This is a genomic window from Bradyrhizobium sp. AZCC 2176 (assembly GCF_036924645.1).
Classification (GTDB): Bacteria; Pseudomonadota; Alphaproteobacteria; order Rhizobiales; family Xanthobacteraceae; genus Bradyrhizobium.
Map to the genome: position 1 here is coordinate 5,691,915 of NZ_JAZHRX010000001.1, position 24,526 is coordinate 5,716,440.

Annotated in this window: 18 protein-coding genes; 10 read left to right on the forward strand and 8 right to left on the reverse strand. The window is 63.6% G+C overall.

All coding sequences use genetic code 11. The features are described from left to right. Positions 1-103 precede the first annotated feature (103 nt). From lpdA to V1288_RS26780, 3 genes are all read left to right on the forward strand, one after another. A complete protein-coding gene (lpdA, locus tag V1288_RS26770; protein WP_334359879.1) occupies positions 104-1,522 on the forward strand; it encodes a dihydrolipoyl dehydrogenase in 1,419 nt (472 codons plus the stop codon). Positions 1,523-1,714: 192 nt separating this feature from the next. Further along, entirely contained in the window at positions 1,715-2,956 is a 1,242-nt protein-coding gene (locus tag V1288_RS26775) for a threonine synthase (protein WP_334359880.1), read from the forward strand. A 33-nt stretch (positions 2,957-2,989) separates the two neighbouring features. Continuing rightward, positions 2,990-3,958, forward strand: a complete 969-nt coding sequence (locus V1288_RS26780) for a tripartite tricarboxylate transporter substrate binding protein BugD (protein ID WP_334359881.1) — start codon at positions 2,990-2,992, stop codon at positions 3,956-3,958. A 73-nt stretch (positions 3,959-4,031) separates the two neighbouring features. Here the strand turns inward: V1288_RS26780 and V1288_RS26785 are convergent, their stop codons facing one another. Both V1288_RS26785 and V1288_RS26790 read right to left on the reverse strand, forming a co-directional pair. Then, the gene (locus V1288_RS26785; protein WP_334359882.1) at positions 4,032-6,242 is read right to left on the reverse strand and encodes a lytic transglycosylase domain-containing protein; all 2,211 of its coding nucleotides are present in this window, start codon (positions 6,240-6,242) and stop codon (positions 4,032-4,034) included. A gap of 570 nt (positions 6,243-6,812) precedes the next feature. Next, the gene (locus tag V1288_RS26790; protein ID WP_334359883.1) at positions 6,813-7,769 is read right to left on the reverse strand and encodes a calcium-binding protein; all 957 of its coding nucleotides are present in this window, start codon (positions 7,767-7,769) and stop codon (positions 6,813-6,815) included. A 919-nt stretch (positions 7,770-8,688) separates the two neighbouring features. Here V1288_RS26790 and ilvD point away from each other — a divergent pair. Together ilvD and V1288_RS26800 are read left to right on the forward strand one after the other, a co-directional pair. Then, complete coding sequence (gene ilvD / locus V1288_RS26795) at positions 8,689-10,413, forward strand: dihydroxy-acid dehydratase (RefSeq protein WP_334359884.1); 1,725 nt, start codon at positions 8,689-8,691, stop codon at positions 10,411-10,413. Then, positions 10,400-11,242, forward strand: a complete 843-nt coding sequence (locus V1288_RS26800; RefSeq protein WP_334359885.1) for a tetratricopeptide repeat protein — start codon at positions 10,400-10,402, stop codon at positions 11,240-11,242. Before ilvD ends, V1288_RS26800 begins: the two co-directional genes overlap by 14 nt. 117 nt (positions 11,243-11,359) lie before the next feature. On the opposite strand, the gene V1288_RS26805 is transcribed toward V1288_RS26800, so the two are convergent. Both V1288_RS26805 and xth read right to left on the reverse strand, forming a co-directional pair. Then, positions 11,360-11,860, reverse strand: a complete 501-nt coding sequence (locus V1288_RS26805; protein WP_334359886.1) for a GNAT family N-acetyltransferase — start codon at positions 11,858-11,860, stop codon at positions 11,360-11,362. After that, positions 11,857-12,648 carry an exodeoxyribonuclease III gene (gene xth, locus V1288_RS26810; protein ID WP_334359887.1) on the reverse strand — a complete coding sequence of 264 codons (792 nt, stop codon included), beginning with the start codon at positions 12,646-12,648 and terminating at the stop codon, positions 11,857-11,859. Before xth ends, V1288_RS26805 begins: the two co-directional genes overlap by 4 nt. 155 nt (positions 12,649-12,803) lie before the next feature. On the opposite strand from xth, the gene V1288_RS26815 reads away from it, so the two are divergent. Genes V1288_RS26815 through V1288_RS26825 form a run of 3 tightly spaced genes read left to right on the forward strand, consistent with a single transcriptional unit; the run spans position 12,804 to position 17,929 of the window. Continuing rightward, entirely contained in the window at positions 12,804-13,934 is a 1,131-nt protein-coding gene (locus V1288_RS26815) for an efflux RND transporter periplasmic adaptor subunit (RefSeq protein WP_334359888.1), read from the forward strand. 3 nt (positions 13,935-13,937) lie between these two features. Beyond that, on the forward strand, positions 13,938-17,066 hold the full coding sequence (locus V1288_RS26820) for an efflux RND transporter permease subunit (protein WP_334359889.1): 3,129 nt from the start codon (positions 13,938-13,940) through the stop codon (positions 17,064-17,066). Beyond that, complete coding sequence (locus V1288_RS26825; protein WP_334359890.1) at positions 17,063-17,929, forward strand: amidohydrolase family protein; 867 nt, start codon at positions 17,063-17,065, stop codon at positions 17,927-17,929. The genes V1288_RS26820 and V1288_RS26825 overlap by 4 nt, the downstream gene beginning before the upstream one ends. 79 nt (positions 17,930-18,008) lie before the next feature. On the opposite strand, the gene V1288_RS26830 is transcribed toward V1288_RS26825, so the two are convergent. From V1288_RS26830 to V1288_RS26840, 3 genes are all read right to left on the reverse strand, one after another. Further along, on the reverse strand, positions 18,009-18,959 hold the full coding sequence (locus tag V1288_RS26830; protein ID WP_334359891.1) for a phosphotransferase family protein: 951 nt from the start codon (positions 18,957-18,959) through the stop codon (positions 18,009-18,011). 147 nt (positions 18,960-19,106) lie between these two features. Beyond that, the gene (locus tag V1288_RS26835; protein ID WP_334361410.1) at positions 19,107-20,075 is read right to left on the reverse strand and encodes a tripartite tricarboxylate transporter substrate binding protein BugD; all 969 of its coding nucleotides are present in this window, start codon (positions 20,073-20,075) and stop codon (positions 19,107-19,109) included. A 68-nt stretch (positions 20,076-20,143) separates the two neighbouring features. Next, complete coding sequence (locus V1288_RS26840) at positions 20,144-21,217, reverse strand: tartrate dehydrogenase (protein WP_334359892.1); 1,074 nt, start codon at positions 21,215-21,217, stop codon at positions 20,144-20,146. A gap of 121 nt (positions 21,218-21,338) precedes the next feature. Here V1288_RS26840 and V1288_RS26845 point away from each other — a divergent pair, with 121 nt between their 5' ends. After that, positions 21,339-22,244, forward strand: coding sequence for a LysR family transcriptional regulator (locus tag V1288_RS26845; RefSeq protein ID WP_334359893.1), 906 nt, complete (start codon positions 21,339-21,341; stop codon positions 22,242-22,244). Between the two features lie 636 nt (positions 22,245-22,880). On the opposite strand, the gene erpA is transcribed toward V1288_RS26845, so the two are convergent. Further along, positions 22,881-23,210, reverse strand: a complete 330-nt coding sequence (gene erpA / locus V1288_RS26850) for an iron-sulfur cluster insertion protein ErpA (protein ID WP_334359894.1) — start codon at positions 23,208-23,210, stop codon at positions 22,881-22,883. A 103-nt stretch (positions 23,211-23,313) separates the two neighbouring features. On the opposite strand from erpA, the gene V1288_RS26855 reads away from it, so the two are divergent. Beyond that, positions 23,314-24,522, forward strand: a complete 1,209-nt coding sequence (locus V1288_RS26855) for a deoxyguanosinetriphosphate triphosphohydrolase (RefSeq protein ID WP_334359895.1) — start codon at positions 23,314-23,316, stop codon at positions 24,520-24,522. The last annotated feature ends 4 nt before the right edge of the window (positions 24,523-24,526 follow it).

Genomic DNA, 24,526 nt, shown 5'->3' on the forward strand with positions numbered 1-24,526 from the left:
CAATCCATCTTACTTGCGACAATGTGGATTGCTTCGTCGCAAGGGCTCCTCGCAATGACGAAAGAACCGTGATGGTCGCACGATGAAAACGAGCGAGTAGCCAATGTCCGACACATCCTTCGACGTCATCATCATCGGCTCCGGGCCCGGCGGTTACGTCACCGCGATCCGCGCGGCCCAGCTCGGCTTCAAGACCGCGATCATCGAGAAATCCTATCTCGGCGGCATCTGCCTCAACTGGGGCTGCATCCCGACGAAAGCGTTGCTGCGCTCGGCGGAAATCTATCACTACATGCAGCACGCCAAGGATTACGGGCTCTCCGCCGAGAAAGTCTCGTTCGATCCGAAGGCTGTCGTGCAGCGCTCGCGTGGCGTCTCAAAGCGTCTCAATGACGGCGTCGGCTTCCTGATGAAGAAGAACAAGGTGACTGTGATCTGGGGCGAGGCGTCGATCGACGCGCCCGGCAAGGTCACGGTGAAGAAGTCCGACGTCGAGGCGCCGAAAGGCGCGCTGGGCGAGGGTGCCTATCAGGCCAAGCACATCATCCTTGCCACCGGCGCACGGCCGCGCGTGCTGCCCGGGCTCGAGCCCGACAAGAAACTGGTCTGGACCTACTTTGAGGCGATGGTGCCGGAGCGGACGCCGAAATCGCTGCTGGTGGTCGGCTCCGGCGCGATCGGCATCGAGTTCGCCTCGTTCTTCCACACCATGGGCGCCGATGTCACCGTGGTCGAGGTGCTGCCGCAGATTCTCCCGGTCGAGGACGCCGAAATCGCCGGCCTGGCGCGCAAGCAATTTGAGAAGCAAGGGATCAAAATCCTCAGTAACACCAAGGTCACAAAACTCGAAAAGAAGGCCGACAGTGTCGTCGCCACCATCGACGACGGCAAGCAGCCGCAGACAGTCGAGTTCGAGCGCGTGATCTCGGCCGTCGGCGTGGTCGGCAATATCGAAGGGCTCGGCCTGGAGAAGGTCGGCGTCAAGACCGACCGTGGCGTGGTCGTGATCGATGGCTATGGCAAGACCAACGTGCCCGGCATCTACGCCATCGGCGACGTTGCGGGTCCGCCGATGCTGGCGCACAAGGCCGAGCATGAGGGCGTCGTCTGCATCGAGGCGATCAAGGGCCTGCACCCGCACGCCATGGACAAGGACCTCATTCCCGGCTGCACCTATTGCCACCCGCAGATCGCCTCCGTGGGACTGACCGAGGCCCGGGCGAAGGAGGGCGGCCGCGAGATCCGCGTCGGCCGCTTCCCGTTCGTCGGCAACGGCAAGGCGATTGCACTCGGCGAGGATCAGGGCCTGATCAAGGTGATCTTCGACAAGAAGACCGGGCAACTGCTCGGCGCGCACATGATCGGCGCCGAAGTGACCGAGTTGATCCAGGGTTACGTGGTCGCCATGAATCTGGAGACCACGGAAGAAGAGCTGATGCACACGATATTCCCGCATCCGACGCTGTCGGAGATGATGAAGGAAGCCGTGCTGGATGCCTATGGGCGCGTGCTGAATATGTAACCTAATCCCTCACTCGTCATGCGCGGGCTTGACCCGTGCATCCATCACGCTTCACAAGGGTCTTGCGAAGCAGATGGATTGCCGGGTCCCGTCTCCGCCAAGGCTTCGCCGGGCCACTTGCTCACTCGGCCGCCGAAGCCCTAGCGGAGGCGGCAAGCCCGGCAATGACAACCAAAACCAGAAAGAACAGTTGTGAAAGACAACGATAATTTGACCATCGAACGTCCGACGTTCGTGACCCATCTCGAATGCGCGATGGAAGGCGATCACTACGCCGCGGACCAGGTCCACAACCTTTCCAGGGCCGGCAAGCCGCTGCTGGTGCGCTACGATCTCGCAGGCGTGAAGAAGGCGCTGACCAAGGACGCGCTGTCGCAACGCCCCGCCGACATGTGGCGCTACCGCGAGCTGCTGCCGGTGCGGAAGGTCACGGACATCGTCAGCCTCGGCGAAGTCATGACGCCGCTCATTCGCCTGCCAAAGCTCGGCAAGAAACTCGGCGGCGGCGAGATCATTGTGAAAGACGAGGGGCGCCTGCCGACCGGCTCGTTCAAGGCCCGGGGCCTTGTCATGGCGGTGTCGATGGGCAAGGCGCTCGGCATCAAGCACATGGCGATGCCGACCAACGGCAATGCCGGCGCGGCGCTTGCGGCGTATGCGACCTCCTGCGGCATCAAGACCACGATCTTCTGCCCGGCCGACACGCCGGAAGTGAATGTCAGCGAGATCGAGCTGCAGGGCGCGACCGTCTATCGGGTCAACGGGCTGATCGACGATTGCGGCAAGATCGTCGGCGAGGGCAAGGCCAAGGCCGGCTGGTTCGACACCTCGACGCTGAAGGAGCCGTATCGGATCGAAGGCAAGAAGACGATGGGGCTGGAGCTCGCCGAGCAACTCGGCTGGGAGATGCCCGATGTGATCTTCTATCCGACCGGCGGCGGCACCGGCCTGATCGGCATGTGGAAGGCGTTTGCCGAACTGGAGGCGATCGGCTTCATCGGCTCGAAGCGGCCGCGGATGGTGGCGGTGCAGGCGTCGGGCTGCGCGCCGATGGTGCGTGCTTTTGAAGCAGGCACCGAGCACGCGCCGCGCTGGGAAGACGCCCACACCATCGCGTCCGGCATCCGCGTGCCGCAGGCGGTCGGAGATTTTCTGATCCTGCGCGCGGTCCGCGAAAGCAAGGGATTTGCGATTGCGGTGCCGGATGAGAAGATTTCTGCTGCGCTCAATGAAGTGGCGCGCGAGGAGGGCTTGTTGTTGTGTCCGGAGGGGGCGGCGACGTATGCTGCCTACCAGCAAAGCCTCAGCGATGGGCGCGTGACGAAAAATGATCGCGTGATGCTGTTCAATTGCGCGACGGGACTTAAATATCCGCTGCCGCCGGTCACGCGTACGCTCGATCGACACCAGCCGATCGACTACGCAAAACTCTGACCATCGCGCGGCGGGATGTGATGGGAGCACAATATGCGAAAGTTCATTCTGTCCGTGATTGCAGTGTTGGCGTTAGGCAGCGCAGCGACGGCGCAGAACTTTCCATCGCGCCCCATCACCATCATCGTCCCGTTCTCCGCCGGCGGGCCGTCGGATGCGATGGCGCGGATCCTCGCCGAGCGCATGAAGGTCGCGCTCGGCGAAACGGTGCTGGTCGAGAACGTCACGGGGGCGGGCGGTTCGGTCGGCGTCGGCCGCGCGGTGCGTTCAGCGCCTGACGGCTACACGATCAGCTTCGGCCATCTCGGCACCCACGTCGCCAACGGCGCGATCTACAAGCTCGGCTACGACCTCGTCACCGATCTCGAACCGGTCGCGTTGCTGCCGAGCAACCCGATGATCATCGTCAGCAAAAAGGAAGTTCCGGCAACGTCGCTGAAGGAATTTCTGGCGTGGCTGAAGGCGCAGCCGTCGCCGCCGACGGCCGGCACCGCAGGCGCGGGCTCCGGAAGCCACATCGCCGGGCTCTATTTTGAGAACGTCGCCGGCGTCAAGCTGCAATATGTGCCGTATCGCGGCACTGGCCCCGCGATGAACGATCTCGTCGCCGGCCAGATCGACCTGATCGTCGACCAGACTTCGAACTCGATCGGGCAGGTGCGCGCCGGCAACATCCGCGCCTATGCCATCACCGATAGCAAGCGCGTCGAGTCCGCCTCCGACATTCCGACCGTCGACGAAGCCGGACTGCCGGGCTTCCACATGACGCTGTGGTCCGGCCTGTGGGTGCCCAAGGGCACGCCAAAGGACGTCGTCGCAAAGCTGAATGTCGCGGCGGTTGACGCCCTGAATGATCCGGCCGTGCGCAAGCAGCTCGAAAACCTCGGCCTGCAGATGCCGCCGAAGGATAAGCTCGCGCCCGAAGCGCTGGGCGCCTGGCAGAAGGCCGAAATTGCAAAATGGTGGCCGATGATCAAGGCCGCCAACGTCAAGGTGGACTGATCCCTGGTCTTGGCCGAGCTGTCGTTCAGCGCCCGGAGGCGACGGCGACCAATCGTGGCTGTCCGTCACAGCTTTACCGGCCGGCGGCAGCCTCGGCGGCCGGCAGCGGTGCCGCGTTCGTCTCCTGCGTCACGACGCGCCGGTCAGTGTTCGACGCCACCGCGGTGTCGTTGTCGAACCGCACGCGATAGACCGCTAAATTCTCCATCACCCTCTGGACATAGTTCCGCGTTTCGGAAAACGGAATCCGCTCGACCCAGTCGACCGCGTCGACCTTGGGGTCACGCGGATCGCCATAGGCCTTGACCCAGTCCCGCACCCGGCCCCGGCCGGCGTTGTAGCCGGCAAAGGTCATGATGTGATTGCCCTTGTATTCGCTCAGCAATGCGCTCAGTTCGGCGGCGCCCATCTGCGTGTTGTAGACCGGGTCGGAAACCATCCGGTCCCAGTCATAGCTGACGCCAAAGCGCTTGGCGGTATCGCGTCCCGCTTCCGGCGTCACCTGCATCAGGCCGACCGCATTCGCCGCAGACTTGTCGCGCTGGTCGAACGCGCTCTCCGTGCGCGCCACCGAATAAATCACGCTGTGCTCGATTTCAGGGGCGAGCTGGCGGTGCGGCGGAATCCCGATGATGGGAAAGGCGTAATGGTCGAGCGGCAGTCCGCGGCCGAGCGAGGGCTTTCCGACCTGCAGCATTGCGCGGGCGTCGTTGCGGCGGCCGGTGAGCTCGCCGAGCGCTTCGAGCAGGGCAACATCAGTGCTTTGTTCGCTGAGATCGGCGGCAAAATAGAGCACGACATCGCGCTCGCCGATCTCGTAGAGCATGTCGGCGGCGCGCACGCGTTCGTCGGCAGCCGAAGCATCGGCGGACGCGAGAACGGGCGAGGGCGCGCGCAGTTCGATCTGGTCACGGCCAAGCCTGGCGCGCGCCAGTTGGCCGTAATAGGCGGTCGGGTAGCGGGCGGCCGCTTCATAGCTCGCGCGCATCGCATCCGTCTGGCCAAGGGCTTCGGCCGCGCGTCCGCGCCAGTAGTTCGCCCGCGCCAGCACGATCGGGTTGGTCGCGCCGTCGTCGATGTGGGCGAAATGCGTGGCCGCGGTTTTGGGATTGTCGAGGTAGCGGAGCGCGATCCAGCCGCACATGAAGTGGACGTCGGCCCGATAATATTCATTGGCCGGCGCTGCGGCGGGATGGATCACATCGTAGGCGGTCTGGAACTTGCCCTGATCAAGCAGCTTGCGGGCGAGCGTGCGCCGCTCGCGCCACCATTGATCGGTGTCCTGCAGCGCCATGGTCTCGGGTGTCGCCGCCAGCATCAGGCGGGCAGCATCGTCAATGCGGTTTTGGCCGAGCATCCACTGGATGCGGCAAAGGGTGTAGCCGAGATCCTGCCGTGCTTCGACTGCGACATCGTCCAGCGCATCCTTCGCCTTGTCCGCTTTTCCCCTGACCGCGGCACAGGCCTTCACGATCGCAAGCTCGTCGCCGCCGAGGCGCTGCGCGGCGCGCTTCGCGCCGGCGAGGTCTTTGGCGCCGATGCGCCTGCCCATGCGCGCACGGTGGTCATCGCGGTTGAGAAGGTCGCGGAACGTCTCGAACGCTTCGGTCTCCAGGCGCTCCGACAATTCGTCCGATCGCCATGCGTCGCGGGCCAGCCGGGTCGCGCCGTCCCGATCACCTTCTGCGAGCAGCACGCGCGCCAGTGCCAACTTGCCCTTGGCAGTTGCGGGCCGATCGCCAATGAAGCCGCGAATCGTCGCCGCATCGCTGCGCTCCTCCCACAGCCGCGCCTCTGCGCGCCGGCGCAGCAACGCGGTGCTCGGCCATTCCGGATTAGCGGCGATGAATGCCGCGTAGCGGCCGAAAGTCGCTGTCGTCTCCGGGCGGCGCAGGATGAACCACTCGACGAGCTTCTGCGCCGCCGGATCTGCGATCCGGTTCCTTATGGCGGTCGCCTCTTCGGTCTTTGCCTTGCGCGCGAGATCGATGGCTTCCTTCACCAGCGCAAGGTCGCCCGTCAGCGGAGCGACGGCCTCCCTGGGAGCAGACGAAGCCTTCGATGGCTTCGGCTTGCGCTGTGCGGAAGCGTGTTTGGCGTGCCGGCGTTTTCCGGATGCCGCGCTGCGATGCGGACGAGTCTCCTTCACGTGCGACTTCCTGGTCGCTTCGTGCGCCTTCTGGGTGTGTGGCTTATGGCTGGCCCGCGCGGTCGCATCCGTCGAGAAGAGAGCGAGCCCAGCTACCGTGAAAAAACAAGACAGCGAGCGTAAGCACCGGTTCATTCCATGGTCCCCCTGCGAAACCCACGTCACAAACACCTGTCAAAGCCAAGAGATCGCAAAACCAAGAGATCGCATGATGCGTGTGGCCCTAAACTGTTCGAAAGATAGCACAACATTCGGGCTGCAATGTCGCGTCTGCGCAACAATCGCGTGCAAATGAGACGAATGGAACCCAAAGATTTCCCAAGCGCTGCGGCGCGCACCTGCTCGCCGGTGGCCCACTTCACACGGCTTTGACCGCGGATGCTGGGGGCCTGCCGGGCTCAATGCTGTCAACGTCAAGGTGGATTGAACGGCTGCGGTAGATCTTCGAGGCTGCCCCGCATATCGCGGAGCCCGTCATCACTACGCGAGCGCAATTGCGCTCGTCGGGACTACGCGAGCGCAACTGCGCTCGTCGGCGCGCGTTTCACGCGGCCGGTTTGCTCACGCAGGCTACTGATCCCGCCACTTAAAGAAACGCGTCAAAGCAAACGCCTGGAGACGGTTCTGGGTCAATCAGAGACGGCTCCAGGCGGCAAGGGCCGGGAGGCCGCCCCTTGCAATTGATTGAGTCTTACTTTCTAGCGATCAGGCGTAGGTAGCCACGTTTGCCATCGCCGTCATTTCGTTGTGGTGGCCGCCGTCGGTGCCGCCACCAGCAAGCACGCCGTCGTCCTCCAGTTCAAAGTGTGCGCCGCCGAGTTCGCCAACCTTCTCGTAAGCGCCATACACCGTCTGGGTAACGGCGATATCGCTTTGCTTCACCAGGTTGCCATAGACGGTGATCGTGCCGAGCAGATCCTCGTCATGCGCGCCGGCATTGCCTTGCTGGCTGATGACGGTGATCACGCTGTAGTCGTTCCTGCCGTCGCCGTTGCTGTCCTTGTGCTCGATCGACTTGACCTCGGCGGTGTGCGCCGAGATTTCGATCTTGTCGCCCTGGGCGCGATTGAAGTCGCGGATCACGTCGTTGCCGAAACCGTCGACCCAGTGATCGTGGGTAGCGCCGTTCTCGCCGGTGACGCCGACCCAGTCGATGGTGCCGTCGGCATTGACGTGTTTGGCAACGATCTCGTCCTTGGCGTTGACCATGCCTTCGAAGCGGAAGGTGTCGCCGCCGGCACCGCCGGTCAGCGTATCGTTGACCGCCTTGAACGCCGCGGTTTCTTCCGCGAAGATCTGCGTCGTGCCGTCCTGGGCTGCGACCATCTCGCCGGCATCCGACCGGCTGAGCAACACGTCGTTGCCGCTGCCGCCATCCATCCTGTCGGCGCCGAAGCCACCGACCAGAAGGTCGGCGCCGGAGCCGCCGGAGAGCTTGTCATTACCCGAGCCGCCCCACACCTTGTCGTTGCCGGAGCCGGCGTTGAGCGTGTCGTTGCCGGCCATGCCGGCAACCGTGTCGTCGCTGGCGCCGGAGAACAGGGTGTTGTTGCTCGTCGTCCCGTTCAGATGATCATGGCCGGCACTGCCGCCCGTAAACCTAGCGAAGAAATCCTCGAAGCGGCTATTGTCGAGGAAGCCGTTCAGATTGAAACGTGCCATTATTCAAACCTCTTACTCAGAGGCCTCACGAGCTACAAACGACCACCACGGATTTTGGGAATCGTGAAGTGATGCGCGCGGGCAAGACGTGAGGCGTGACTCCTTGACCCGCATCGAAGGAAGAACAGCAAAACGGGTCCGTGACTGGACGTGCGCGCGGCGGATTTGCGCAGGCTAGGGGCAATATGGTGACGCGAAAGGCATTCGTGCGGTCGATCCTTTAGCGTGTGCCTCAATCTCGAACGGCGATCAAAACGTCTGCGACAAATTGCGCAGAACGTTGTTCTGACTTGCGTATGAACGATAGCGCGGCCGACGGTGCACGCCGCGGGTCGCGTCGTCGCGTGACGAAAGCTGGTGCAAAAAGTGCCGGCCGCACAAAAATGACGTGATCGGCTTCGAACACGATTGATGTCAGGCGTTGCAATTTTCGGTGTCCGCAATCGCGACCGCACGATCAGGCGCTGCGGAGATATCGTGCGACTCGCGTTTTGCGTGGAGTCGCATTGAGCGATTCCGAATCGCCTCTTTGCGATTCCGAATCGCCTCTTGCGATTCTCGGCGACGTTCTCTCAATTTGGCCGAGTGAAGCGGCGAGGCGAATCCGCCTGAACGTTCTCTATCGATCGCCCAGAGGTTGTGACCAGCCGAGGCGCGGGCGCCCGAAATCGATGCCGAGGGAGTTCGCGGGGACGGGTTCGACCGAATAATGGTTGCCGCGGGGCCACGATTGTTGCGTGAGCGCAACAGTGGGCGGGCATTTGGTTAATTGTTCCGCCTGCCGCTTGCCTGCGCCGCTTTTTAGCCACACCCCTCCATGAAACCATTTCTTTCAGGGTTGATTAGCCACAGCGCCCCCAGCGAAGGCGACGGGAAATTGCTCCCGAGACCGACAAGGCTGAGGGAACAGGTTCCGCGAATGGACGCCAAGGTCGACATCAAGAAGAGGTTGCCGAGCCGTCATGTGACGGAGGGGCCCGAGCGCGCGCCCCATCGGTCCTATCTCTATGCGATGGGGCTGACCACCCGGCAGATCCACCAGCCTTTCGTCGGCGTCGCGTCGTGCTGGAACGAGGCCGCCCCCTGCAATATCTCGCTGATGCGCCAGGCGCAGGCGGTCAAGAAGGGCGTCGCCGCCGCCGGCGGCACCCCGCGCGAATTCTGCACCATCACCGTGACCGACGGCATCGCCATGGGCCATGACGGCATGCGCTCGTCGCTGCCGTCCCGCGAATGCATTGCCGACTCGGTCGAGTTGACCGTCCGCGGCCATGCCTATGACGCTCTCGTCGGGCTCGCCGGCTGCGACAAGTCGCTGCCGGGCATGATGATGGCAATGGTCCGGCTCAACGTGCCGTCGATCTTCATTTATGGGGGCTCGATCCTGCCGGGCAATTTCCGCGGCCAGCAGGTCACGGTGCAGGACATGTTCGAGGCCGTCGGTCGACACTCGGTCGGCGAAATGTCGGACGCCGACCTCGACGAAATCGAGCGGGTGGCTTGCCCGTCCGCTGGCGCGTGCGGCGCACAATTCACCGCCAACACCATGGCGACGGTGTCCGAGGCGATCGGCCTGGCGCTGCCCTATTCGGCCGGGGCGCCAGCGCCTTACGAAATTCGCGACGCGTTTTGCGCCGCCGCTGGCGAGAAGATTCTGGAGCTGATCGCCGCCAATATCCGGCCGCGCGACATCGTCACCCGCCGTTCGCTGGAAAACGCCGCGGCGGTCGTTGCGGCGTCTGGCGGATCGACCAATGCTGCGCTGCACCTGCCGGCCATCGCGCATGAGTGCGGCATTAAGTTTGACTTATTCGACGTCGCCGAAATCTTCAAAAAGACACCGTATGTCGCGGATTTGAAGCCAGGGGGCCGTTATGTTGCCAAAGACATGTTCGAGGTTGGCGGCATACCGCTTCTGATGAAGACGCTGCTCGACAATGGCCACCTCCACGGAGATTGCATAACCGTCACGGGCCGGACGATCGCCGAAAACCTCAAGAGCGTGAAATGGAATCCGCACCAGGATGTGGTGCGGTCCGCCGACAACCCGATCACCGTCACGGGAGGCGTTGTCGGGTTGAAGGGTAATCTCGCGCCGGAGGGTGCGATCGTGAAGGTCGCGGGCATGTCGAAGCTGAAGTTTACCGGTCCGGCGCGCTGCTTCGATCGCGAAGAGGACGCTTTCGAGTCGGTCCAGAAGCGGACCTACCAGGAGGGCGAGGTCATCGTGATCCGCTACGAAGGGCCGCGCGGCGGACCCGGCATGCGGGAGATGCTCTCGACCACGGCGGCGCTGACCGGGCAGGGGATGGGCGGCAAGGTGGCCCTGATCACCGACGGCCGGTTCTCCGGCGCCACCCGCGGGTTCTGCATCGGCCATGTCGGACCGGAGGCGGCCGTGGGCGGCCCGATCGCCCTGTTGCAAAATGGTGACATTATCGAGATCGACGCCGAGGCTGGAATCCTTAACGTAAAATTGACCGACGCCGAACTCGCTGAACGTAAAACCAAGTGGGCACCTCGACAGACTAACCATACGTCGGGTGCGCTGTGGAAATATGCCCAACAGGTTGGGCCGGCCGTGGATGGGGCTGTGACCCATCCGGGCGGTGCGCACGAGAAACAGTGTTATGCGGACATCTAGGCGTATCATTCTTGCGTTGATGCTCGGGGCCATGCCGGTGGCGGCTCCCGGATTCGCATTTGACGGCGCGCCGGTGAAGCCGGACGCCACGCTGCCGGTGATGAATCAGCCCGCCGCGCAGGCCGTCACTGCGCAGGCCCTGAAGAAGGCTCCACCTGCACCCGCGACGGCAACGGCGGTTGCTGCGTCCTCGCTGACTTCGCTGCAATACGCCGCCGAGGGTGGCCATCCCGTCGCGCAGTGGAAGCTCGGCCGGATGTATGCCGATGGCAATGGCGTCATCCAGGACGATCTGCGCGCCTTCGAATATTTCAGCCGCATCGCCAACGCGCATGCCGAGGACAGCCCGTCGGAGCCGCAGGCGACGATCGTCGCCAACGCCTTCGTGGCGCTGGGACGCTACTACCTCAACGGCATCCCGAATTCCAAGGTCAAGGCCGACGCCGACCGGGCGCGGGAGATGTTCTCCTATGCCGCGTCCTATTTCGGCAATGCCGACGCGCAGTACGATCTGGCGCGGCTTTACCTGAAGACGCCGGACGCCTCGCGGGACGATTTCCGCTACGGCGCGCGCTGGCTTGGTCTGGCCGCGCAGAAGGGCCAGCATCAGGCGCAGGCCATGCTCGGCCAGATGCTGTTCAACGGCGACCGGCTGCCGCGGCAGCCCGCCCGCGGTCTGATGTGGCTGACACTGGCGCGCGACAACGCCGCCCCCGACGAGAGCTGGATCCGCGAAAGCTACAACCGCGCCTTCGCCAAGGCCTCCGACGACGACCGCGCCATGGCGCTGCAGATGCTCGAGCACTGGGTGCAGGGCAAGAAGGACTGACGCGGCGCTGCCGTAGCGGTAGGGTGGGCAAAGGCGCACTTGCGCCGTGCCCACCGTCTCTCCGAAACCGTTGGCACCAATGGTGGGCACGCTTCGCTTTGCCCACCCTTCTACTGGCTACCGTGAAGCCACCATCCGCTTCGACATCGGATATCCCGACCTTGTGCCGAACTTGCCCGTCGGCGCCGCGTCGTCAACATAACCTGCCGACTGATAGAAGCGATGCGCCGTCTCGGTGCTTGTGAGCGTGCAGCGGCTGTTGCCTCGCTCCGCCGCTCTGGCTTCGAGCGCGCTCAACACGGCACGGCTGACGCCGCGAAATCGTGCATCGGGTGCCACGTAGTTCAGCGTGATCTCGCCTGCGTCCGTCACCGATCCCACCCCGAGGATGGCGTCGCCCTCGACGGCGAGCAGGAGCGAATTTCCTGGCTGCCTTGCCCACGCGGCCACGATTTCCGGCGTCTTGTTGGCCAGCCACGCGTTCAGGATCGCCGGATCGTTGCCGTGATCGGCAACGCATAATCGGGAGATCGATTCCTTCAGGACGTGGCAGGCCGCGACGGCGTCTGCGGGCGCCGCATCCCGAATCGTCACGCTCTCCGCGCCCGTCCCGCTCAAGCCGTCTCCAGGTCGAAATCCGCCCACACGGGCACGTGGTCCGACGGCTTCTCCCAGGCGCGCACATAGCTGTCGACGCCGACATTGGTCAGGCGGTCGCTGGCCTGCGGCGACAGCAGGAGGTGGTCGATTCGGAGGCCCCAGTTCTTCTGCCAGGCGCCCGCCTGATAGTCCCAGAAGGTGTAGAGGTTCGGCTCGTCGGTCACCGCGCGCAGCGCATCCGTCAGCCCGAGGCCAAGCAGCGACTGGAAGGCCTCGCGCGTCTTGGGGCGAAACAGCGCGTCGTTGGCCCAGGCCGCCGGGTTATAGACGTCGGCGGCTGCCGGAATGACGTTGAAGTCGCCTGCGAGCACCAGCGGTTCTTCCGCCTTAAGCCGCTCCTTCGAGTACTCAAGAAGTCGCGACATCCATTTGAGTTTATAGGGGTATTTGTCGGTGTCCGGCGGGTTGCCGTTGGGCAGATAGAGGCAGGCGATCCGCATTACCCCGGTCTTGAGCGTCACCACACCTTCCAGGAACCTGGCGTGGGCGTCCTCGTCGTCGCCGGCCAGGCCCGATTTGGTCTCGTCGAACGGCAGTTTCGACAGCAGTGCGACTCCGTTGAAGGTTTTCTGGCCGTGGGTGACGACATTATAGCCGAGCGACTCGATCTCCAGCCGCGGGAACGCCTCGTCGACGCATTTGATTTCCTGCAGGCAGACGATCTCGGGCGAGGTCTCCTTGAGCCAGGTCAGGAGATGGTCGACCCGCTGCCGGATCGAATTGACGTTCCAGGTTGCAATGCGCATGAAATGGCTCGGGATTGTAACTACACATTTTCTGGCAGTGGCATACCATGTGCAGGAAGGCTGTGGTAATCGTTTAGAAATAAGGCGCACCCGTCGCCGTCAAGGGGCAGGAGAAGACCGTCCCGTCCTTTGAGGACCGGCGAGCGTGAAAAATTATGAAAAAGCGTAGCTTGTTACTTCTTGTCGGCGCCATTGGCATCCTTGCGGCGGCCGGTTTTGTTACCCGCTCCTCCTGGATGGGCGGCACCTCCAACGCCCAGGGCCCGCAGCCTCCGCGGATGGTGTCCGTCGAGCTTGCCAAGGCGGAGCGCAAATCCATGCCCGTCGATGTCGACGCGATCGGGATGGTGACGCCGATTTCGAGCGTGGCGCTGAAGTCGCGGCTGGAGACGACCATCGTCGCGGTGCATTTCGAGGACGGCGCCAAGGTCAACGAGGGCGATCTGCTGTTCACGCTCGACAGCCGCCAGATCGACGCCCAGATCGAGCAGGCCGAGGGCGTGCTCGCCAAGGACCAGGCGCAGCTCGAGGGCGCGCAGCGCGACCTGCGCCGCTACAACGATCTGGTCGGCAAGGGCGCCACCACGCAGGTCAATGTCGATAACGCCAGGACCCAGTCCGACATCCTGACCGGCGCCATCAAGGCCGACCAGGCCGCGCTCGACAATCTGAAGGTCCAGAAGAGCTACACCACGATCCGCGCGCCGTTCTCAGGCCGTATCGGGGTTGCCAATGTGAAGGTCGGCAATTTCGTCCGCCCGGCTGACAGCACCCCGCTGGCGGTAATCAACCAAATGGCGCCGGTCTACGTGACTTTCTCGGTCCCCCAGCGCGTGCTGGCGGATTTGCGCGAGGCCATGGCCAAGGGTATCTCCGGCGTGACCGCCACCATCCCGGGCCATCAGCGCTCCGAGAGTGGCAAGATCGCGATGGTTGAAAACACCGTGGATATGGCCACCGGCATGGTCACCGTGCGCGGCATCATGGCCAACGAGAACGAGACCTTGTGGCCGGGCACCCTGGTCGCGGCCAAGCTCATTATCCGCTCCGAGGATTCGGTCGTGGTGCCGACGGTTGCCGTGCAACGCAGCCAGGGCGGCAATTTCGTCTTCGTGGTCAAGGACGGCGTCGCCAAGCAAAAGGCGGTCAAGGTCGACCGCACCTCGCAGGGCATGTCGGTGATTTCGGAAGGACTGGCCGGCGACGAGAGCGTCGTGACGGACGGGCAATTGCTGCTGTCGGACGGATCGCGGGTCGAGCCGCGGGCCAAGAAGGCCGGAGCGTAACCGATGACGCTCTCCGAACTCTGTATCCGCCGGCCGGTCATGACGACGCTGATCACGGCGTCGATCATCGCGTTCGGCATTTTCGGCTTCCGCCTGCTGCCGGTCTCGGCGCTGCCGCGGGTCGATTTCCCGACCATTGCCGTGACCGCGACCCTGCCGGGCGCGAGCGCCGACACCATGGCGGCCTCGGTCGCCGGCGTCATCGAGCGCCAGCTCTCGACGGTTGCCGGCATCTCCTCGATGTCGTCGAACTCGTCGCAGGGCACCAGCACCATCACCATCCAGTTCGATCTCAACCGCAACATCGATGCCGCGGCGCTGGACGTGCAGACCGCGCTGACGATCGCGCAGCGCCGGTTGCCGGTCGAGATGCTCATCCCGCCGAGTTTCCGCAAAGTGAACCCGGCCGATTTCCCGGTGCTGTTCGTCGTGCTTAAATCGTCGACGCTGCCGCTGTCGGCGGTGCACGAATATGGCGACATCACCATCGGCCAGACGCTCTCGCAGATTCCGGGCGTCGCCCAGGTCAGCGTCTACGGCGCGCAGAAATTCGCCATTCGCGTCCAGGCCGATCCCGAGGCCGCCGCGGCGCGCGGGCTGTCGCTCGAGGACATCAGGACGGCGGTGTCCCGCGCCAATTCCTCGACCCCGGTCGGCACGCTGAACGGGCCGAAGCAGGACGTGGCGCTGCAGGCCTCGGGCCAGATGGACAAGGCGATGGACTATCGCCAGATCGTGGTGGCCTGGCGCAACGGCTCCCCGGTCAAGCTCGACGAGGTCGCGCGGATCTACGACAGCGTCGAGAACGAGCGGATCGCGAGCTGGCTGAACGGCGAGCGCGCCATCGTGCTCGGCATCCAGAAGCAGCCGGACGCCAACACGGTGGCGGTGGTCGATTCCATCCTGGCCAAGTTCCCGGCGCTGCGGGCGCAGATCCCGCCATCGGTCTCGATCAACGTGCTGATGGATCGCTCGATCTCCATCCGTCAGGCGGTGGCCGACGTCGAGGAGACGCTGCTGATCGCGATCGGGCTGGTGATCTTGGTGATCTTCCTGTTCCTGCGCTCGGCCTCCGCCACCTTCATTCCGGCGCTGGCGGTGCCGATTTCGCTGTTCGGCACCTGCGCGGTGATGTACGCGCTCGACTACTCCATCAACAACATGACGCTGCTGGCGCTGACGCTGTCGGTCGGCTTCGTGGTCGACGACGCCATCGTCATGCTGGAGAACATCGTCCGCCACATCGAGCACGGCATGCGGCCGTTCGAGGCGGCGCTGAAGGGCGCCCGCGAAATCGGCTTCACCATCATCTCGATCACGTTCTCGCTGATCGCCGTGTTCATTCCGGTGCTGCTGATGGGCGGCATCGTCGGCCGCGTGTTCCGCGAATTCGCCGTCACCGTGTCGGTCGCGATCATCGTGTCCGGATTCGTGTCGCTGACATTGACGCCAATGCTGTGCGCCCGCGTGCTGCGGGCCCATGACGCGACCAAGAAGCCGAACATCGTGCTCCGCATCTTCGAGGCGATGTTCGAGTCCTGGCTGCGCGCCTATGAATGGACGCTCGACTGGGTGCTGGCCCGGAAATTCCTGATGCTGATGGTGACGCTGGCGACGCTGGGCGGCACCGTCTACCTTTACATGATCGTGCCGAAGGGCTTCTTCCCGCAGGAGGACACCGGCTTCCTGATCGGCGTGACGGAAGCTGCGACCGATACCTCGTTCGAGGCGATGAAGGAGCGGCAGCAGGCGCTGGTCGACGTGCTGAAAACCGATCCGGCGATCGACTACATCAACTCCACCGTCGGCGCCGGCGGGCCCAACACGACGGCGAATTACGGCCGGCTGTTCATCGCGCTGAAGCCGAAAAAGGAGCGCGACAACCTCAACGCCATCATCGGCCGGCTGCGCGGCAAGGCGCGGCAGATCCCGGGCATGCAGGCGTTCTTCCAGCCGATCCAGAACCTCAACATCGGCGGCCGGATTTCCAAGAGCCAGTATCAATACGTGATGCAGAGCGGCGACACCGAGTCGCTCTATCGTTTGGCGCCCGAGATGCGCGAGAAGATCGAGAAGCTGCCGGGCCTGCTCGATGTCACCACCGACCTCTACATCAAGAACCCGCAGATGACGGTCGACATCGACCGCGAGAAGGCGGCGGTCTACGGCGTCACCGTCGATCAGGTGCGCAACCAGCTCTACAACGCCTATGGCTCGCGCCAGGTCGGCACCATCTACATGCCGTCGAATGACTACCAGATCATCCTGGAGGTGCAGCCGCACTTCCGGGTCGATCCGTCGGACCTGTCCAAGCTCTACATGAAGACCCAGAACAACCAGACCATTCCGCTGTCGGCAGTGGCAAAACTGGTTCCGACGGTCGGTCCGCTGCAGATCAACCACCAGGCGCAGCAGCCGGCGGTGACGATTTCGTTCAACCTCGCGCCCGGCAATTCGCTCGGCTATGCGGTCGACAAGATCACCGAACTCGAGCAGGCGTCGAACCTGCCGGCGACGATCGCCACCGGCTTCTCCGGCACCGCGCAGGTGTTCCAGGATTCGCTGCGCGGGCAGGGCGTCCTGATCCTCGCCGCCGTGTTCGCCGCCTTCGTCATCCTCGGCATTCTCTACGAGAGCTTCATCCACCCGATCACCATCATCTCGGGCCTGCCGTCGGCCGGCATCGGCGCGATCGTGACGCTGATGCTGTTCGGGATGGAGATGTCGGTGATCGCGATGATCGGCATCGTGATGCTGGTCGGCATCGTCAAGAAGAACGCCATCATGATGGTCGACTTTGCGCTGGAGCGCCGCCGCGTCGGCCTGAGCGCCGAGCACGCGATCCGGGAAGCGGCGCTGTTGCGTTTTCGTCCGATCATGATGACGACGTTCGCCGCGATCTTTGGCACGCTGCCGATTGCGCTTGGCGCCGGTGCAGGCGCCGAATTGCGCCAGCCGCTCGGCATCGCCGTGGTCGGCGGCCTCTGCCTGTCGCAGTTGCTGACGCTTTACATCACGCCCGTGATCTACATCTATCTCGACCGCATCGATCGCCGCCTGCGGCGCAAGCTCGAACCGCAACTGGAAGAAGCGGGCGAGGGCGAGCGGCCGCACGTGGTTGCCGCCGAATGATGCCGTTCGGGCGGGCGATACGCTCGGCGGCCTGCAGCGTCGCCATCCTGATGGCGCTCGCCTTTGTCGCCGCGGCGAACGCCCCGGCCGGCGCGAACGAGCCGATCGAAATCTTCGACGCCCATATGCACTACAATTGGGAACCAAACCCCTATTACAGCGTCGACGAGGTGCTGGCGCTGTTCAAAAAGCATCGCGTTACCGGCATCCTCGCCACCAGCCGCCCGAACACCGGCACGCACGCGCTTGTTGACGCCAAGCCGCAGGGCCTGCAGATCGTGCCCTTCATCCGGCCGTATCGCGTGCGCGCGGACATCCAGACCTGGTTCGGCGATCCCTTCATTTTCGACCTGGTGCAGGACGAGTTCAAACGCGGCTACTATCGCGGCATCGGCGAATTCCACATCTCGGGCAAGGCGGCTGATACCGAATGGGTGAAGAAGACTGTCGATTTCGCGGTCGAGCACGACCTTTACCTGCATGCCCATGCCGATGATGTCGCCGTCGAAATCCTGATGCGGCACAATCCGCGCGCCCGCATCATCTGGGCGCACACCGGCTTTGGCCTGTCGAACGACCGCGTTTCGGAAATGCTGTCGAAATATCCAAAACTGTGGGGCGAATTGTCCTACCGCAGCGGCATCGTCGATGGCAGCGGCAAGCTGACGGCGGAATGGCGCGCATTGTTCGAGCGCTACCCGGACCGCTTCCTGCTCGGCTCCGACACCTGGATCAACGAGCGCTGGCAGAGCTACGGCGAGATTATGGCCGGCTACCGAGCGTGGCTTGCGCAGCTACCGCCGAAGATCGCCGTGCAGATCGCGCATGGCAATGCGCGGGCGCTGTTCGGTAGCGAGCGCTGAGGACGTAAGCGGTCTGCTTAGTCCTGCGCGAGGCGGGTTAGTTGCCCTCGATAGACGTGCCTAAACGAGCGCCAGCTGGTTACGAAGCACTGTAGTGCTCGAGGTCCAAAGCCAGGCGTTCGAGCGGTTGGCTATTTCCGATTTGGGCCATCCAGCACCAAAGTTCGAGAACGAAGTAGAGATGATAGAGGTCGAGCGTTTGAGACCAGTGCTCCCGGTCCATAACGCCATAACCTTGAAGGACTGCGCGTCTGGATTCTGCGTCCAGATAATAGAACGCCTTGGCGACGTCCATAAGCGGATCTCCGGCGAGCGCGCCCTCAAAATCCAAAACCCCGCTGAGCTGCACGTTCCCATTCGTCGTAGTGGCAAGCAGGTTGCCGGCGTGCAGATCATTGTGACACAGCACCGCATGCGTGCATGCATCAAGCAGGCCTGCGCGATCGGCGAAATGCTCAGCGATCTTTCGGGCCAAGCCTGCGTCTCCACCGCGCTCAGTAAATTCCGTGAGCTTTCGCTGGAATTGATGCGTCAGGTAGGCTTGATTTGTCGAATGTGGAGTCCAGATGCCCTTCGGTCCGATATAGCCGAAAGCTTCCATCGAGATACGATGAAATTCCCGAAGCAGCTGGCCGATTTGTGTGTAAGCCGAAAGCCGTTGCGCCGAGGCTAAACTTGCTTCCAGCGGACCCAGTATCGAACCCTCGAGCTTGGTCATCAACGTGAAGCTCAGGTCGAGCAATCTCTTTGAGGCATCCGCCAACAGGATGCGCGGCACGGACACGTTGAGGCGGTCCTGGATGAGACCAATGACGGTTACCTCCTTTTGCATCTTCCAGTGCAATTCGTCGGGATAGACCTTCAGCACGAGCGGCGGATGCGCCGGGTCAAGGAAAGCGATCTCGTAAACCGTTGCGATCTCGCCGCCATGAAGCCTGGAAACCGCCGCAACGACTTGTTTTGAATTGGCCTGATCGACAATCACCTGCGCCGTCGCGACAGACAGTTGCGGATCCGGCTTGAGCTTCATCGCGGCACCCATTCGAAGCCCGTTACGTTTGCACGGCCGGGACAATGTCGGCAAGCGGACCATCACAGTTGCCGCCAAAAATCGCAACGTAGATTGCGCGACGGCGATCCGCGAGCACAGTTCGGCGCGGCGCGGTGAGGGGGCGCCTCAATCCGCGAACTGACCGGCCGCCTTGATGATCGGCGCCCAGCGGTCGACCTCGCTGATCAACTGCGCCTTCAGCGCCTCGGGCGTGGCCTGATCCTGCGGCACAGGTTCCGTGTTGATCTCGTTGAACCGCTTCACCAAGTCCGGGTCGCGCAACGCCTCTTGCAACGTCCTGGACAGCTTTTGGACGACGTCGTCAGGCGTGCCCTTCGGCGCGTAGATGCCATGCCAAGCCCCGACCTCAAACCCCTTCAGCCCGGCCTCGTCTGCGGTCGGCAGATCAGGCATCGACCCAAGCCGGCTCTTTGTCGTGATGGCGTAAGCCTTGATCAGCTTTGAGGCGATCGGCGCCGTGGTGTTGGTGGTCTGGTCGCAGGAGAGGTCGATCTGCTTGCCGATCAGATCGTTCATGATGGGCGCATTGCCCTTGTAGGGCACGGTAAGGATTTCCTTGCCGACCGCGGTCATGAACAGCATGCCGCAGAGGTGGGAAGCGGCGCCGAGGCCGGCATTGCCAAAGGTCATCTTGTCGCCATTGGCCTTGATGTAGGTGACCAGCTCAGCCAGCGTGCTCGGCGGCAGATCGGGACGGCCGATGATGGTCATTGGCGCATTGGTGACGAGACCGATCGGCGCGAACGCCGTCTTGGTGTCATAGGGCAGCTTGCGATAAAGCGTGGCCGCCGTGGAGATGCCGATATGGTGGATCAATAGCGTATAACCATCGGGCTCCGCGCGCGAGGCCCTCGTGGCTGCGATCGTGCCGCCGGCGCCCGTTGCGTTTTCGATCACGATGGTCTGGCCCAGCAATTTCGACATCGTCTGCGCGGTCACCCGCGCCACCGTGTCGGTGGCGCCGCCCGCGGCGAAGGGGACCAGCAGCGTGATCGGCCGGTTCGGATAGTTCTGCGCGAGGGCCGTTGAACTGATGATGGCGAACGCGAGCGCAATAATGGCTGTCTTCTTCATCTGCATTGGCGTTTCCCTCAATTCTTTTTCTGATTTGTCTTGCGGGCCGTTTGCCTCGCGACCGTCCGTCACACGTTGGAGCTGTGGATCGCTTCCACGACGGCGTCGGTGACATCCTTTGTCGTCGCGGTGCCGCCGACGTCGGGCGTCGTGATGCCGGCGCCCGTCACCTTCTCCACGGCGCGCATCAGCCGGGCCGAGGCCTCGGCCTCGCCGAGATGATCGAGCATCTGCGATGCCGTCCAGAAGCTCGCGACCGGGTTGGCGATGCCCTTGCCGGTGATATCGAAGGCCGAACCGTGGATCGGCTCAAACATGGATGGAAAGCGCCGCTCGGGATCGATGTTCGCGGTCGGGGCGACGCCGAGACTGCCGGCCAGCGCGCCGGCGAGGTCGGACAGGATATCGGCGTGGAGGTTGGTCGCCACGATGGTATCGAGGCTCTGCGGCTTCAGCGTCATACGGACCGTCATCGCATCGACCAGCATCTTGTCCCAGGTGACATCGGGAAATTCTTTCGAGATCTCGTTGGCGATCTCGTCCCACATCACCATGCCGTGCCGCTGCGCATTCGATTTGGTAACCACGGTGAGGAGTTTTCGCGGCCGCGACTGGGCCAGCTTGAACGCATAGCGCATGATGCGCTGGACGCCGACGCGGGTGAAGACCGCGACTTCGGTGCCGACTTCCTCCGGCAGGCCGCGATGGACGCGGCCGCCGCAGCCGGCATATTCGCCTTCGGAGTTTTCACGCACGATCACCCAGTCGAGGTCGCCGGGGCCGGCATGACGCAGCGGCGAGGTGATGCCGGGCAGGATCCGGGTCGGCCGGACATTGGCGTACTGGTCAAAGCCCTGGCAGATCGGCAGGCGCAGGCCCCACAGCGTGATGTGGTCGGGAACGTCGGGCGCACCGACCGCGCCGAAATAAATCGCGTCGAATTTCTTCAGCGTGGCGAGTGCATCCGAAGGCATCATCACGCCGTGCTTGCGGTAATAGTCGGAACCCCAGTTAAACGTTTCGACGTTGAACCTCACATCGCCCAGCCGCTTCTGGAGGTTCTCGAGCGCGGTGACGCCGGCGGCGATGACCTCGGGACCGATCCCGTCGGCCGGAATCGCCGCGATTGAATATTCACGCATGTCCATTCCCTGTGGTTTTTTGCGCCTTTGATGGTCCGAATGCAGCTTGCGGCCGCGGCGGGCGAGAGGCAATTGCCTCGCGTTTATACAAAAAATTGATATAATCGCTGAGGGAGGACGAATGGACCTGCACCACTTGCGCTGCTTCGTGGCGGCCGCCGAAGAATTGCATTTTGGCCGGGCGGCGCAGCGGCTCGACATGCTGCCGTCGGCGCTCGGCCGCTTCATCCGCCTGCTTGAGGACGATCTCGGCACGCGGCTGATGACGCGCACGACGCGCAGCGTCGCGCTGACGGATGACGGCGCGGTGCTCTTGAAGGAAGCGCGGGCGCTGCTGGCGCAGGCCGATGCGCTGGCCGGCCGGTTTCGGACGCGGGGCCGCAAGCGGGCCGCGGTCATTCGCGTCGGCGCCATCGACAGCGCCGCCGCCGGATTGCTGCCGCGGCTCTTGCACGATTTCCGCCGGCGCCGGCCCGATGTCAGCGTGCAACTGGTCGAGGAAAAGACCGTCCGCCTGCTGCCGCGCCTGTTGTCCGGCCGGCTCGATCTTGCCTTCGTGCGCCCGCCGGAGCGGCCCGACAAACGGCTGGAGTTTCTATTCCTGTTGCATGAGACGGCAGTCGTCGCGGTCGCCGACCGTCATCCGCTGGCATCGCGCAAGCGCGTGAGGATCGCCGATCTCGAGAACGAGCCGTTGATCGTACCCGAGCGCCGCTCGCGGCCGCACAGCCATGACCTCACCATGAAACTGTTCGCCGAAGCGGGGTGTGAGACGCGTGTCGCTCAGATCGCCGACGAGAAGCAGACCATCGTCAACCTGGTCGCTGCAGGTTTGGGCGTTGCCATCGTCCCGCGCTGGACCTCGCGCATGGCAACGCGCGGCGTCCGCTTCATCCGCCTTGCCGCCTCCGACATGAACAAGCTGCCGCTGGCGGCAGCCTGCACCCGCGGCACGCGCGATCCGGTCAGGGACGAGGTGCTCGCGATGCTGAAAGCCGACCTGCCGCGCTACGCGCGCGAGGCGTAGACCGCTCGGGCTCCCAAATGCCGTCCGGAGCCGCTGCGCCAAAACGTCAATTTTCTTAAGCGGATCAAGCTGATTTGGGTCGTCCAGCCCTTCGCGCAAAAATATTCTGCTTTCGTTCTCACCCAAATCAGCGGCATGACTCCGCCCGTCTCACCGCAGATGAGGGGCGTTGGCCATCGTCACGAACGTGCGGTGAGATGCGATGGACGCAGATGGCGCGCTAGACGTACGCGCCGGAGGCGTACGGCGAAGTCGTGTGGTCTGGACGCCGCGGTGCTGGCGTTAAGTTGCGCGGAAGTTCTGCGTAACGATGGTGGCAAAAGAGCCGTTCACCAGGGAGAGCACGAAGTAAGCCGTAAAGCCATTGCGCAGGGAAGGCCGGAATGCTCCCGCTGCCCTGTATGCTCGTGTGCAGTTTTGTTTGCGCAAATCGCACGCGAGACCGCGGGTGCAGCAAGCACCCGGTCTTCCCTGCGCCCTCTATTTCGAAGAGGGCAAACGAAGATGCAAAGCTCGGGCGCAATGCGCCGCGAGATCGCGAAGGTGCGGCAGCTCTGACGATGAATCTGAAATTCTTCCGTCGTCCCTGCGTTCGCATGCGTTCGCAGGGACGACCAGTGGCCTTCGCGCCTCTTTTCAGACCGAAAAGCTCGTCCCGCAGCCGCACGACGCGGTCGCGTTCGGATTGACGACGCGGAACGACGCGCCGATCAGATCGTCGACGAAATCAACCTCCGAGCCAGCGAGGAACGGCACCGAGGCCGGATCGACCAGCACCACCGCCCCCTCGCGCGCGATCACCAGATCGTCCTCGGCCTTGGCGTGGTCGACGTCGAACTTGTACTGGAAGCCGGAGCAGCCGCCGCCCTCGACGGAGATGCGCAGCATGGCGCCGTCGCCTTCGGTCTTGAGGATTTCGCCGATGCGGCGGGCGGCCCGCTCGCTGACGGTGATGGCAGTGGTCATGGCATGCTCTCCGGCCCGTCATGCCCAATTCATTTGGTATGGGGCGTCAGACATAGTTAAGTGCGTAATCTCGCGGAATCAAATGGATAAGGACTAAAAAATCGTGTCGGTCGGAATGGCTGCCCCCCGTGCGCCCTATGGCTGCGACCCCGATTCCAGCCGCGGCCGGCTTTTTGCGGAGCCGCCGAGCAAGACCCGCAGTCCGTTCCGGCGCGATTGCGATCGGGTGATCCATTCCACCGCGTTCCGGCGGCTGAAGCACAAGACGCAGGTGTTCGTGTTCCATGAGGGCGACCATTACCGCACGCGGCTGACCCATTCGCTGGAAGTGGCGCAGATTGCCCGTGCGCTGGCCCGGCAACTCGGCCTCGACGAGGACCTGACCGAAACGCTGGCGCTGGCCCATGACCTCGGCCATCCCCCGTTCGGCCATGCCGGCGAGCGGGCGCTCGACAAATGCCTCAAGGCTCATGGCGGCTTCGACCACAATGCACAGGCGTTGCGGGTCATAACCGCGCTGGAGCACCGCTATCCCGAGTTCGACGGGCTGAATCTGACCTGGGAAGCGCTCGAAGGCATCGTCAAGCACAACGGCCCGCTGACCGAGCGGAGCGGGGCCCCGGCCGGGCCCTACCGCGAAAGCGGCATCCCCGTCGGCATTGCCGATTTCAACCAAAAATTCGATCTGGAGCTGTGGAGCTACGCCTCGCTGGAGGCGCAGGCCGCGGCCTTTGCCGACGACATCGCCTATGACGCCCATGACATCGACGACGGCCTGCGCGCCGGCCTGTTCAGCGTCGATGATCTGAAGGTCATGCCGCTCACCGAAACCATCATCGCCGACATCGACCGGCATTATCCCAATCTCGACGATATCAGGCGCGGCGCGGAACTGGTGCGCGAGCTGATTTCCTACATGATCGGAGCGGTCATGTCTGAGGCGGGCAGGCGGCTGGCGGCGGCGCAACCGCAATCGGCGCATGACGTCCGCCACCACCACCAGCCGCTGGTCGCCTTTCCGCCCGCGGTCGCGGAGGAGGAGGCCGCGATCAAGGCGTTCCTGAAAGTGCACATGTACCGCCACCCCCGCGTCATGCGGGTGATGGACGAGGCGGAAGGGATCCTGTTCGACCTGTTCGCGCGCTACCAAACCTCCCCGGGCGACCTGCCGCCCGAATGGATCGAGGGCACCGAGCGCGAGAGCGAAGGGGAGCGGGCGCGCCGGATCGGCAATTTCATCGCCGGGATGACCGACCGTTTCGCCTTGATCGAGCACCAAAGGCTTTTTGACTCGACCCCGGATTTGCGTTAGGCGG